The sequence below is a fragment of the Paraburkholderia acidiphila genome, assembly GCF_009789655.1.
Lineage (GTDB): Bacteria > Pseudomonadota > Gammaproteobacteria > Burkholderiales > Burkholderiaceae > Paraburkholderia > Paraburkholderia acidiphila.
The window spans coordinates 515,370-527,123 of record NZ_CP046911.1 but is presented as its reverse complement, the minus strand read 5'-3'; the positions used below and the strand labels follow the sequence as shown (position 1 = coordinate 527,123).

The window sequence follows — 11,754 nt, the reverse complement described above, 5'->3', positions numbered from 1 at the left end:
GCCACGTACAAAGCCCGACCCGCATGCGGCGCCGCGTTGCCAAAGCAACACGGCGCCGTTTTTCCATCACGTGCGTCCTGTGGTGCGATGCATCTTGTCTCTCCTGCTGATCTCGTCATGGGCATATACATTAATACGCATACCTGATTATTAACATAGGTCGATCTGAGGGAGCGTACTTCCGGTGCCCCCGCAACCCGGAACAATTCGACCACCGATTCAGAATGGCCGCCGCGATTCACGCGATTTGTCCCGATACTTCAAGCACTTGCCAAATATCGAATCCGGAACCCGGGGCGACGAGGCGCGCCCATACTTGTGTGGCAGTCAACTCCGCGCCTTGCGCGAGGTCGCGCCGCGGCTGGCAATGCGGCTCCTCGCTCCTATTCATCCGATCCGAGAACATGAACATGCCAATCGAGGACAAATCCTTCGAAGAGAAGGTCTGGCTGCTTTTGAACGAGCCGGCGGCGCTCGCCGGGCATTCGCATCGCCGTTGGAATCACTTGCCTCGCGCCGAAACCGACGCACTCCAGCTCGCCGCCCTGAAGCAACGTTTCGCTGAACTGCGCGATTGCATTCCGACGCTCAAGAAGCTCGCCGACGGCGAAGGCGTGAACCACGTCGAAGTATTCGACGACATCGTGCCGCTGCTGTTCGAACACACCGTCTACAAGTCCTATCCGCCATCGTTGCTCGAGAAGAAGAACTTCACGCAGATCAACCGGTGGCTCGGCAAGCTCGTGACGCCCGCCATGGCCGAAGCCATCGCAGCGGCTGACGTCAGCCGCTGCACCGGACTCGACGACTGGTTCGCCACGATGGACGAGGCCGTCCCGCAATTGCGCATCTGCCACACATCGGGCACGTCGGGCACGTTGTCACTTCTACCGAACAGCACGCGCGAATGGGAGAAGACCGCGTCATTGCGGCGCATGATTGTGTGGAACACCGATGACGCCGACACACCGTCGCCCGACCTGCATACGATCTATCCGTACTATCGCAACGGCTACCTTTCACACGTGCGCGCCAACGAGTTTCTGATCAAGGCGCTTCTTCCTGACGAGTCGCACTTTCACTGCGCATTTCCCGGCACCTTGTCCACCGACGTGCTGCACCTCGGTGCGAGGCTCAGGGCGGCGCAAGCGAAAGGCACGCTCGAGCGCGTCGAGGTCAGCCCAGAACTGCTGGCGAAGAAGAAAGCGTTCGACCAGTTCCAGGCCGACATGCCCGGGTATCTCGCCCGCTTCTTCGGTCAGATGTCGGCCGAACTGAGAGGCCAGCGCGTGTTCATCGGCGCGACGTGGAACCTGCTGCACAACATGGCGAAAGCCGGCCTTGAGCGCGGGCTCGAAGGCGTGTTTCATCCGCAGTCGTACATCACCACGACCGGCGGCGCCAAGGGAGCGGTACAACCGGACGGCTGGCGCGAGGACGTGCTGCGTTTCACCGGTGCGCAAACGCTCAACGAGACGTATGCGATGTCCGAAGTGGTGGGCGGATCGCATGCTCGCTGCGAGCACGGCCACTATCACTTCGCGCCGACCGTGATTCCGTATCTGCTCGCCCCCGAAACCAGCAGACCGCTTGCGCGCACAGGCCGCGTGACCGGCCGTGCCGCTTTCTTCGATCTGGGCGCGGACAACCGCTGGGGAGGCTTCATCACCGGCGACGAACTCACCATCGAGTGGGACAAGCCATGCGCGTGCGGCCGGCCGAGCCGCTATGTCGCCGCGCCGCTCCAGCGCTACAGCGAGAAAAACGGCGGTGACGACAAGATCACGTGCGCCGCAACCGAAAGCGCGCATCGCGACGCCATGGCGTTTCTGAACAATTTCGAAGGTTGATTCCTATGACCAGGCCCATTGCGCCAATGATCATTCGAGGCGAAGTCATCACCGACAATCTGATCGAAGTGGGCGGCCGGGGCGGCGACCTCGCTTTCCTGACGCCCGACGCCCACCAGTATCTGCACAAGTTGCCGCTTGCCAATCCGGCGCGGCTCGCGGATCTTTACGCGCTTACGTTCGCGGACATTCTCGACTATGCGCAAGCACTCGGCGAGCGGCTCGACTTCGGCACGAACGCGTATCTGCAGGAAGCCTGCGAGCTTTCTTATCTGACCTCGCCGGTAACACAGACGATCGTCAAGGGTGCCTATCTCGGTTTGCGCAACCTGCTTTCGCGCGAGTTCATCACCGAGATGGTCGAAAAGACGGTGGGCATCCGCTATCTGGAAGGCTGGGTCAAAGAGCGGCTGATCGACGGCACCGAACTGGAGACGCGCTGCTTTGGCTCGCGTACCCTTCATATCGTGGCGGGCAACGCCGTACCGCTCTCACTCATCACGATCCTGCGCAACATGGTGCTGCGCAGCGACGCGATCATCAAGGCGCCGTCTAACGATCCGTTCACCGCGCTCGCCATCGCGCGCACGATGGTCGACATGGCGCCCGATCACCCGCTGACGCGGCATCTAAGCGTGGCCTACTGGAAAGGCGGCGACGAGGGCCTCGAGCGGCAGCTCTATCAGCCGCACAACATCGAGAAGATCGTTGCGTGGGGCGGCTTCGCCGCGCTCAAGCACGTCACGCAATACATCCAGCCTGGACTCGAACTGATCTCGCTCGATCCGAAGCGCAGCGCGAGCATCATTGGCAAGGATACTTTCTCGGACGACGCGACCATGCGCGAGGCGGCCCTGCGCCTCGCGAGCGATATCGGCGCACTCAACCAGAAGGGATGCGTCTGCGCGCGCGTGGCCTACGTGCAGAGCGGCACCGACGAAGCCGGGCTGGAGAAGCTCAACACGTTCGGGCGCTACGTGTACGACGCGATGATGTGCTTGCCCAATACGCTTTCCACGACCCCCAAACGCTATGACCAGGGGCTCAAGGCCCACGTCGATGCGTTACGGCTCGACGACGAATGGTACAGGGTGATAGGAGGCAAGGATGGCGAAGGTGCGGTCATCTGTTCGCAACTACCGGAACCCGTGGAGTTCGCCGCGAGCCTCGACGATCGCACGGCGAACCTCGTGCCCGTGGATTCGCTCGACGACATGATGGACGCCGTGGACGCCTATACGCAGACCGTTGGCATTTATCCGGAGAGCGTCAAGGACGAACTGAAAGATCGCATGCCGCTTTTCGGCGCGCAGCGAATCGTCTCGCTCGGCTACGCCGCAGCGATGAAATGGCAGGCCCCGCAGGACGCCATCGAGCCGATGCGCCGCATGGGCAAGTGGATCTCCAATCAGATCGCCTCACCCGAAACCACACCCGCGCCCTGGCTGCGGGCCTCGATCGAGATCTAGCAACCTGTTCGCGACGGGCCGGCGGAACTCCGCCTTGAACGCATCCGCCTGCCCGCCGCGCACACTCACACATCAGGAAACGACATGACTTCATGCACCGCGTTCGGCGTTTGCGAAGCGCACGCCGAACTCACGCCCATGCGCATCGAGCGGCGCGAACTGCGCCCCGACGATGTCGCCATCGACATCGCCTGGTGCGGCATTTGCCACTCGGACGCGCATTACCTGCACAACGACTGGGGCAGCTCCCGATACCCGCTCGTGCCCGGCCACGAGATCGTCGGCCACGTCACGGCCGTCGGGACCGACGTAACACGCTACAAGGTCGGCGACCGCGTGGCCGTGGGGTGTCTCGTCGACAGCTGCCAGCACTGCGCACCCTGCGAAGAAGGCGAAGAGCAGAACTGCACGAGCGGCCCGACGCCCACCTATAACGGCAAGGACAGGCAAACGGGTGAAACCACTTACGGCGGCTATTCGGAAAACATCGTGGTGCGCGAGAAGTTCGTGCTGCGCGTCCCGCAGGCGCTCGATCTGCGCTTCGCGGGACCGCTTCTGTGCGCGGGCATCACCGTGTGGACGCCGCTGCGCAGGTATGGCGTCGGCAAAGGCACGCGCGTGGCCGTGGTTGGACTCGGTGGACTCGGACACATGGCGGTCAAGCTCGCCGCCGCGCTCGGCGCGCTGGTCACCGTGATCACGTCGTCCCCGGCCAAGGCCGCCGATGCGCGCGCTGGGGGCGCAGCACGTTTTGCTGTCAACGGATCCCCAAGCAATGAAGGCGGCGGCAAACGGTTTCGACTTCATCCTCGACACCATTCCGACTCGCCACAACCTCAATCCATATCTCATGCTGCTGGGTCGCAACGGCGTGCTCGCGCTCGTGGGCGCGATCGAGCCGCTGGAGCCGATTCACGGCGCGCTACTGATGATCAACAACCGATCCATCGCGGGCTCGTTGATGGGTGGCCTCGCCGCCACGCAGGAATTGCTGGACTACTGCGCCGAGCGCCAGATCGCGCCGGACTGCGAAATAGTGGACGTGCGCGATATCAACACGGCATTCAAGCGCATGCGGTCGAACGACGTGAAATATCGCTTCGTCATCGACATGGCTTCGATGAAGGATGTGAACCCGCAGTAAGCGTGACGCCGATTGCCGTGCCCGACGAGCACGGCATCGACAAAAGAGGGTAGCCGCGGCGGCTACCCTCTTTGCTTGCGGATCAGTGCGTCTCGACGGCCTGCGCTTCGAAAACGACGGGTTGTCCGAGTTCGGCCCACGCGTGCGCCATCGGCAGATAGCGCTCCTCGATCGCGCCGCGCCGGACTTTCATCGTCGGCGTGAGCAAACCGTTGTCGGTCGTCCAGGCGTCCTGGACGACCACGACGAAGGCAAGCTTCTCGTGATCTTCGAGCGTTGCATTGACGCTATCGAGCATATCCTTGAGTTCCGCTCGCAAAGCGTCGTGCCCCGCCGCGTCCTGAAGCTCGCCTCGCGCAGCGGCTGACAGCATCAAAAGCGCAAACGGCTGCGGCAAAGCGGGTCCCGTCGCGCACACGGCTTCGACTTTCGGATGGCTCAGCTTGTTCTCGATCGGCGCGGGCGCCACATATTTTCCCTTGCTCGTCTTGAAGATTTCCTTCACCCGCCCCGTGATCTTCAAGCGCCCGATTTCGTCGAGTTCGCCGCAATCGCCAGTCCTGAAGTAGCCGTCCTCGGTCATGCTTTGCGCGCTCAGGTCGGGCTGCCTGTAGTAGCCGAGCATCATCGTCGGCGCCTTGAGCAGAATCTCGCCGTTTCCGGCAATCCGGCATTCGACGCCAGGCATGGCCTGGCCGCAATATCCGGGCCGCACGAGGCCTGGGCGGCTGTAATGCGAGTACGAGAAGTTCTCCGTCATGCCGTAGACGTCGAGCAATTCGAGGCCAAGCGCGCGATACCAGTTCGTGATCTCCTCCGGCAGCGGCGCGGAGCCTGTGAAAGCGATGCGCGTTGCACCGAGTCCAAGCATCTCGAGAATCCGTTGCCTGAAGGCCTCGGCTTCGGGCGTCGTCTCGCGCAGCAGCGCCTGCTGGGTTGCCGGAATTTTCGCGCAGGTCCCCTGGTAGAACTTGGTCCACAGCCGCGGCATCGAAATGAATACCGTGGGCCGCGCGCGATGCAAATCCTGGACGAACGTCGCGAGGCTGTCGTTGAAGAACACGCGAAAGCCGTGGCAGAGCGAGTTCGATTCGACGAAGGAACGCTCGGCCGTATGGGCGAGCGGCAGATAGGAAAGGACACGGTCGGCGGGCGTGAAGCCGCAGAATTCGCCTGCCCGCGTCGCATACTCGAAGATCGTCCCGAAACTGTGCATGACGCCCTTGGGGCGCCCGGTGCTGCCGGACGTGTAGATGATGGTGGCCAACTCCTGGGGCGCCGGCATGTGGACGCCTTGCAACGGTGCTTGCTTCGCGACGATATCGTCCCACTGAAGGTCTTGCGGCACCGGCGACATCGGCAAGCCGATCAGTTGCGCATGCGGTGGCACGGCCTTGCGGATTTCGTTCCAGCCATCGGTCTTGCCGTCGAGCTTGCCGACGAAAAGCAGGCGAACGTCGCAATGCTCGAAGATGTACTGCGCGGTGTCGGCGCTGATGGTCGGGTACACCGGCACGGAAATGTGACCCGCCAGCCAGATCGCGAGGTCTGCGATGATCCAGTGCGCGCTGTTCTTTCCGACGATCGAGATCGAACTGCGCGGCGGCAGTCGCAACGACTGCAAATACGCAGCCATGCGCCGAGCCTGGTCGCCGACCTCGTGCCAGGTGTAGTCAACGACTCGCCCGTCGGCCGTCGTCTCGGTGAGCCAGGGCGTATCCGGCTGTACGCGCTCCCAGTGCAGAAAGCGATGGACCAGGGTGCCTGAATTCGTGCCGCTCATCAAAGTCTCCATATATTCTTTTGCGAAACCGCGCCGTGCCGGCCGCCACGCCCACTTCGGCTCGCCGGCTGCCAATATCGCCCCCCGGCTGGAGCCGCACGCAACGCTCCGTCACCATTTTCAACGACTACAGGCAAATGCAGGGTAAGGCACAGTACGCGATCGCGGCAACCAATTCTCCCCCCCTTTATTAGGGGTGACTGCGCAACGCGCGGACATGACCATTTCGCCCACGATGGGTCGGCGTGCACCCGATGCGGCGCTTAGCGACGACGTTGCGCCCCCCGTGGCAGTTGCGCGCTAACGGCGAGGCTGCAACCTTCGTACGACTGAAGTGCCGCGAGTCGTCGCCGGCCATCCCAACTACGGAAGGAGACGAAATGAAACGTATGATCCCGGCCTTGCTCGCTGCGGCCGCAGGAGCGACGCTGGCGCTTTCCCTTGGCGCCGGCGCGCAGACGGTCACCGAACCCACGAGGCAGCAGGGTTTCGCCGGCTATGACCAGCCCAACCAGTATCTGGCCTTGCGCACGGTCAAGCTCGCCGACAACATGGAACCGGTCATCGCGCACGCCGACCAGCAGCAGGAAGCCGAACGCAAGTTGCAGGCGCTCCAGCAGAAGACCGGCAAGCGGCCGAACATCGTGATCTTCCTGCTCGACGACGTCGGCTACAGCGACTTCGGCTTCAATGGCGGCGGCGAAGCGGTGGGCAACGCCACGCCCGACATCGACCGCATCGCCAGTCAGAGCCTGATCCTGAGCTCGGCCTACTCGCAGCCCAGCTGCTCGCCGACGCGCGCGACCATCATGACCGGCCAGAACATGGCCCACCACGGCATCCAGGTTCCACCGATGTACGGCCAGCCCGGTGGTCTCGAGGGGTTGACGACGTTACCCGAACTGCTCTCGCACGCCGGCTACACGACGCAGGCAGTCGGCAAGTGGCATATGGGTGAAAACGTGGGCTCGCAGCCGCAGAACGTCGGCTTTGACGACTTCCGCGGCTTCCTCTCGGTGTCGGACATGTATACCGAGTGGCGCGATCCGCAATACAACCCCGAAATCGCGCTGAGCCCGCAGCGCTATCGCTACATCCTGAACCTGCCGTTCAACAAGAGCGACGTGCACGCGGTGAAGGGCGGCAAGATTGAGCCGCTCTACGAGATCAACACCGAAACCATCAAGGATCTCGACACGAAGTGGCTCGACTACACGGTCGATTTCCTGAACCGCGAGAAGAGCGCAACGAAGCCTTTCTTCCTGTATTACGCGCCGCGTGCGTGTCACTTCGATAACTATCCGAACGACTACTACGCAGGGAGGTCGGCCGCGCGCACGAACTACAGCGACTGCATCGTGCAGGTCAACGACATGTTCAAGAAGCTGATCGACACGTTGCAAGCGAACGGCGAGCTCGACAACACGATCGTGTTCTTCGCGTCGGACAACGGTCCCGAGCAGGAAGTCCAGCCGGCTGCGCGCTCGATGTTCCGCGGCGGCAAGGGTTCAACCTGGGAAGGCGCGGTGCGCTCGCCGTTCTTCGTGTACTGGAAGGGCATGGTCGAACCGCGCCGCTCGGATGGCCTGTTCGATTTCGCCGACCTGTTCAACACGTCGGTCGCGCTGGCCGGCGCGCCTGGCGCGGATCTCGCGAAGCTCGTACCGCCGAAGACCTACGTCGACGGCATCGACCAGACCTCGTTCCTGCTCGCCGACAAGGGCGTCTCGAACCGGCGCAGCGAGTTCTACTTCTGGAATGACGAGCTTTCCGCGGTGCGTGTTGACGAGTTCAAGCTGATGAAGAAGTTCCAGTTGCCCGACGCCGTGACGCACAAGGGCTATAACGGCGGCTTCGCGGGCATGGTCGGCGACGCATGGACCGTGCTCGTGTTCAACCTGTACACGGACCCGAAGGAAGAAGAGTCGATCGCGATCCGCCACATTCCGGCCAGCGTGCCGCTCGTGATGGAATTCGCGCGCTATCAGCAGGTGCTGAAGAAGTACCCGCCCAGAACCCAGGCCTCGCTGAAGTAGGCTTGACACGCGCCGACGTGCAGTCCGACGTCGGCGTTTCTTGCATCTGGAAACAGCAATGAAGTCACCCAACAAGCATTGGCAAAAGGCGGCCGCACTTGCGATCACGCTCGTCGTGACCGGCACCGCCATCGCCGCGTATGAGCATTTCAAAGATCCCGCCCCGCTCGCGATCGGCGACGGCACGAGCGGCCCGAAGGACATGGTGTGGATTCCGGGCGGCGAGTTCACGATGGGCAGCGAGCACCCGCGCGCGCAGCCCAACGAGCGGCCAGCGCACGAAGTCAAGCTGCACGGCTACTGGATCGACCGGCACGACGTCACGAACGCGCAGTTCACACGCTTCGTCGCGGCAACCGGCTATGTGACCACAGCCGAACGCAAGCCACGCTGGGAAGATCTCGCCGTTCAACTGCCGCCCGGCACGCTGCGTCCTGACGACGCCACGCTCGTGCCCGGCGCGCTCGTCTTCACGGGCACCGACGCGCCCGTTGCGCTGAATGACTACTCGCGCTGGTGGAAGTTCGTGCCGGGCGCGAACTGGCGACATCCGACCGGGCCCGGCAGCAGCATAGCGGGCAAGGACAATCATCCCGTCGTGCAGGTGTCCTACGAGGACGCCCTCGCCTACGCGCGCTGGGCGCACAAGCGGTTGCCGACCGAGGCGGAGTGGGAGTACGCGGCGCGCGGCGGCCTCCGGCAGACCGACTACGCGTGGGGCAACGAATTCGCGCCGAACGGCAAGAAGATGGCGAATACCTGGGACGATGCGGCTCGCCCGTTCCCCGTCACCGAAGACCGCGGCACTCACGAAAAGGTTCAGGTAGGCACGACGGCCGTGGGCAGCTTCGCGCCAAATGGCTATGGCCTCTACGACATGGCCGGCAACGTCTGGCAATGGGTCGCCGACTGGTATCGCGCGGACGCCTTCCAGATCGAGGCCGCGTCCGGTCGCATCATCAGCAATCCTCAGGGGCCTGGCGCAAGCTTCGATCCCGGGAACGGCCCCACGGCCTATGCGCCCGAACGCGTGACGCGCGGCGGCTCCTTCCTGTGCAGCGAAACCTACTGCATCAGCTATCGGACCAGTGCGCGGCGCGGCACGGACCCGATGAATGGCATGTCACATCTGGGCTTCCGGCTCGCGATGGATGAAGAGGCGTGGAAGGAGCAATCGCGCCGTTGAGGCTGCGCGTCCCTCGGCGGTGGTGGATTCCCGGGCGCGCCGCGGTCGGGTTCGAGCATCCTGCGCTTTCAGATCCGCGCGTCGTGCTCCTCTTGCATGCGCTCCGTTCCGCCAGCACGAATACGTTAGCGCACGAAGGAGTGGTCCGACGTGCGCATCCGTTCTGGCGAGGTATTGGGAGATTCGCCGTCTCCGGTCAGTCGGCGCGCACCGAATCCGAATCGCAAACGCGCGTGACAGCGCACTTCCTGGGGCGAAGCTGGTCGTCGAAGTCGTCCATCGACGGAAACTGCAATGGCACGAGGCTGTCGATGTGGCGCAGCCGTTGACGGTACTGCTCGAGCAATTCGGTGCGCCGCTCAGGCTTGACGTAGGGAACATGCCAGGCAACGAACGGCGGCAGCACGGCCATCCCCGTGTAACCCAGCGTTCCGCGAAGGATGGGGCGTAGCATGGCATCGAGTTCGCCGTGGATTCCTTCCTCCGACAACATGTGCTCCTGACCGCCGATCGTGATGGCCAACATCGTTTTCTTGCCCCGCAAGCCTCCACGGTCATAGAACCGCATGCCGCCATAGCACTTGCCGGAAATGAAGACCCGATCGAACCAGCCTTTCAGAATCGCCGGCACGGAGAACCAGTAAACCGGGAAATTGAAGATCACCAGGTCGGCCCAGTCGAGTTTTTCCAGTTCGCCCAGGATGTCCGCCGCCAAGGTCTTCTTTTCGTAGCCCTGACGTTGTTCCAACGCGTACACCAAATAATCCGCGTTGGCGCGCGAGCCGAAATCATCTTGATCGGCAACGGCTTTCCATTGCATCGCGTAAAGATCCGACACCCGAACCTCGTGACCCTGCGACTGGAACTCCTCGACCGCGGCGGTCTTCATCGACGCGTTGAACGATTGCGGCTCGTTATGGGCGAATACGATCAGTACGTTCATCGATTATGTCTCCTCGGGTGTGTCTGGTTGATCGAACCCATTACTTGCGCCGTTCGCTGGCAAGGCGGGCCTGCAGCGCATCGATGCGCTGATGATTTTCGGACGAGCCGATATAGCTTCTGAACAACCATTCCTGGGTCCGCATCGATCCATCGAGATCGAAATTCAGCAGTTGGTTGGAGAGCTTCTTCGACTCCACCAGACACGTCCGGTCATAGCTGGCCATTTCCGCAGCAATGGCGGCCACGGAAGCGAGCAATTCGCCTTCGGGATAGACCCGGCTGACATAACCCATCCGTTCCGCTTCAGTCACGTCGTAGATCCTGCCAGTCAGCGCGACCTCCCTGGCACGTCCGAGCCCGACGATGCGCCAAAGCGGGTCGAGAATCGGCGGCAGCGACAACGCCACTTCGCGCTGGCCGAACCTGGCTCGCGTGGAGGCGTAACGTATGTCGCACATCATGGTCAGGTCGAAGCCGCCAGCGATGGCAGGTCCGCCGACCGCTGCAATGACCGGTTGCGGACAGAAGAGAACCGCGCGGTAGGCACGATGAAAAAGCGCGGTATAGGCCTCGTTCGAGACCTTTTCGAGCTTGCGGATCTCGTTCAGATCGAATCCCGCCGAGAAATACCGCTCGCCTCCCGTAAAGACGACAACGCTGACGTCCTGCCGCTCAGCGAGGTGCGTGAACAAGGAGACAATCTCCTCGAGCACTGCCGGCGAAAGTGCGTTTCCTTTGTCTGGACGGTTTATGGTAACGGTAGCCACTTTATCGGCGACATCGATCAACAAGAATTGGTATTCCATGTAGGCTCCTCACCCCAGCGCTTTTTTGCCTGATTACAGGTTGTCGCGGTTCATCACCTGGATTGCTCCGGTGTTCGTCCGACACCGAAGCCTCACGAGAGAATCGCGAATGTCGAATCGGTCCGCATGCCCGGGAGTCTAAGCACTTCCGTGTCCCGTCGAACCCGTTCCTTTTGGGGGGGATCTGGCAGGGAGTCGCTGCCGGGTCGCTGGTGTGGCGACAAGCCCGCTGAGGCGAAAGACGGTCGGTGCGGTCCGCCACTCTTCCAGTACTTGAGCGGACGAGTGAGCCAAGCGAGATGTTAGTTCGCGTTTTGTTACTCCAGCGAATGTGCGTGTTTGCTACCTCGACGAATTACACCGAGCAACAATCTCAAGCAGCTTCCGGATATCCGCGGACCCCGGAGGCACTTCGTTGTCGATCATCGTGTGAAGACCGGAGCCAGGAGCGCACCAACGACAGCTATCGCTGTTGAGATAACGCATTGTCGCTTGCTACAAGCGCATGATGCACGCATATATCTTCGATAAGAGC

General features: G+C 62.3%; 7 protein-coding genes and 1 pseudogene. 5 read left to right on the top strand and 3 right to left on the bottom strand.

Features of this window, described 5'->3' with window-relative positions; genetic code table 11:
- Positions 1 to 404: 404 nt before the first annotated feature.
- The 3 genes and pseudogenes from FAZ97_RS26620 to FAZ97_RS35865 all read left to right on the top strand — a co-directional run bounded on the left by FAZ97_RS26620 (position 405) and on the right by FAZ97_RS35865 (position 4,463).
- A complete protein-coding gene (locus FAZ97_RS26620) occupies positions 405 to 1,850 on the top strand; it encodes a hypothetical protein (protein ID WP_233271907.1) in 1,446 nt (481 codons plus the stop codon).
- Positions 1,851 to 1,855: 5 nt separating this feature from the next.
- Positions 1,856 to 3,319: an acyl-CoA reductase gene (locus FAZ97_RS26615; protein ID WP_158761529.1), complete on the top strand. Its 1,464-nt coding sequence runs from the start codon at positions 1,856 to 1,858 to the stop codon at positions 3,317 to 3,319.
- An 84-nt stretch (positions 3,320 to 3,403) separates the two neighbouring features.
- Positions 3,404 to 4,463, top strand: a pseudogene (locus FAZ97_RS35865) (NAD(P)-dependent alcohol dehydrogenase).
- Positions 4,464 to 4,545: 82 nt separating this feature from the next.
- Here FAZ97_RS35865 and FAZ97_RS26605 read toward each other — a convergent pair.
- Positions 4,546 to 6,246 carry an AMP-binding protein gene (locus FAZ97_RS26605; RefSeq protein ID WP_158761527.1) on the bottom strand — a complete coding sequence of 567 codons (1,701 nt, stop codon included), beginning with the start codon at positions 6,244 to 6,246 and terminating at the stop codon, positions 4,546 to 4,548.
- Positions 6,247 to 6,626: 380 nt separating this feature from the next.
- Between FAZ97_RS26605 and FAZ97_RS26600 the strand changes: the two genes are divergently transcribed.
- The gene (locus FAZ97_RS26600) at positions 6,627 to 8,282 is read left to right on the top strand and encodes a sulfatase-like hydrolase/transferase (RefSeq protein WP_158761525.1); all 1,656 of its coding nucleotides are present in this window, start codon (positions 6,627 to 6,629) and stop codon (positions 8,280 to 8,282) included.
- Between the two features lie 58 nt (positions 8,283 to 8,340).
- Positions 8,341 to 9,468 (top strand): formylglycine-generating enzyme family protein, encoded by a 1,128-nt coding sequence (locus FAZ97_RS26595; RefSeq protein ID WP_158761523.1) that lies wholly within the window; start codon positions 8,341 to 8,343, stop codon positions 9,466 to 9,468.
- A 196-nt stretch (positions 9,469 to 9,664) separates the two neighbouring features.
- On the opposite strand, the gene FAZ97_RS26590 is transcribed toward FAZ97_RS26595, so the two are convergent.
- Together FAZ97_RS26590 and FAZ97_RS26585 are read right to left on the bottom strand one after the other, a co-directional pair.
- Positions 9,665 to 10,411, bottom strand: a complete 747-nt coding sequence (locus tag FAZ97_RS26590) for an NAD(P)H-dependent oxidoreductase (RefSeq protein WP_158761516.1) — start codon at positions 10,409 to 10,411, stop codon at positions 9,665 to 9,667.
- Between the two features lie 40 nt (positions 10,412 to 10,451).
- On the bottom strand, positions 10,452 to 11,219 hold the full coding sequence (locus FAZ97_RS26585; protein ID WP_158761514.1) for an enoyl-CoA hydratase/isomerase family protein: 768 nt from the start codon (positions 11,217 to 11,219) through the stop codon (positions 10,452 to 10,454).
- Between the last annotated feature and the right edge of the window lie 535 nt (positions 11,220 to 11,754).

Excerpts from the sequence above, each read along its gene's own strand:
- FAZ97_RS26620 (WP_233271907.1), top strand. The coding sequence starts at position 405 with ATGAACATGCCAATCGAGGACAAATCCTTCGAAGAGAAGGTCTGGCTG.
- FAZ97_RS26615 (WP_158761529.1), top strand. The coding sequence starts at position 1,856 with ATGACCAGGCCCATTGCGCCAATGATCATTCGAGGCGAAGTCATCACC.
- FAZ97_RS26605 (WP_158761527.1), bottom strand. The coding sequence starts at position 6,246 with ATGAGCGGCACGAATTCAGGCACCCTGGTCCATCGCTTTCTGCACTGG.
- FAZ97_RS26600 (WP_158761525.1), top strand. The coding sequence starts at position 6,627 with ATGAAACGTATGATCCCGGCCTTGCTCGCTGCGGCCGCAGGAGCGACG.
- FAZ97_RS26595 (WP_158761523.1), top strand. The coding sequence starts at position 8,341 with ATGAAGTCACCCAACAAGCATTGGCAAAAGGCGGCCGCACTTGCGATC.
- FAZ97_RS26590 (WP_158761516.1), bottom strand. The coding sequence starts at position 10,411 with ATGAACGTACTGATCGTATTCGCCCATAACGAGCCGCAATCGTTCAAC.
- FAZ97_RS26585 (WP_158761514.1), bottom strand. The coding sequence starts at position 11,219 with ATGGAATACCAATTCTTGTTGATCGATGTCGCCGATAAAGTGGCTACC.